The following is a 429-nucleotide window of genomic DNA, read 5'->3' as shown; positions in this document are numbered from 1 at the left end:
ACTGGTGGAGCACAAGCTGGAGCAGCCGCACTTCATTACCCAGTACCCGTTCGAAGTGTCGCCGCTGGCCCGTCGCAACGACGACAACCCCAACGTCACCGACCGTTTCGAGCAGTTCATCGGTGGCCGCGAAATCGCCAACGCCTATTCCGAGCTTAACGACGCGGAAGACCAGGCCGAGCGCTTCATGGCCCAGGTGGCCGACAAGGACGCCGGGGATGACGAAGCCATGCACTACGACGCCGACTTCGTTCGGGCCCTGGAGTACGGCATGCCGCCGACTGCCGGCGAGGGTATCGGCATTGACCGTCTGGTGATGTTGTTGACCAACTCGCCGTCGATCCGTGACGTGATCTTGTTCCCGCACATGCGGACGCAAGCGTAACCGTAGAGTAAGCCGAAGCCGCCTTATAGTTCGGAACAGGGTCG

The 429-nt window shown here is 61.5% G+C and carries 1 protein-coding gene; it reads left to right on the top strand.

Annotated features, from left to right (window positions below; all coding sequences use genetic code 11):
• A partial coding sequence (locus JMV15_RS28170) for an amino acid--tRNA ligase-related protein (protein ID WP_328822035.1) occupies positions 1-385 on the top strand: 385 nt, incomplete at its 5' end.
• Between the last annotated feature and the right edge of the window lie 44 nt (positions 386-429).

It is taken from the genome of Pseudomonas paracarnis, assembly GCF_904063055.1.
Classification (GTDB): domain Bacteria; phylum Pseudomonadota; class Gammaproteobacteria; order Pseudomonadales; family Pseudomonadaceae; genus Aquipseudomonas; species Aquipseudomonas paracarnis.
The sequence above is the reverse complement of the archived record's forward strand: the minus strand, read 5'-3'. Positions and strand labels throughout refer to the sequence as shown.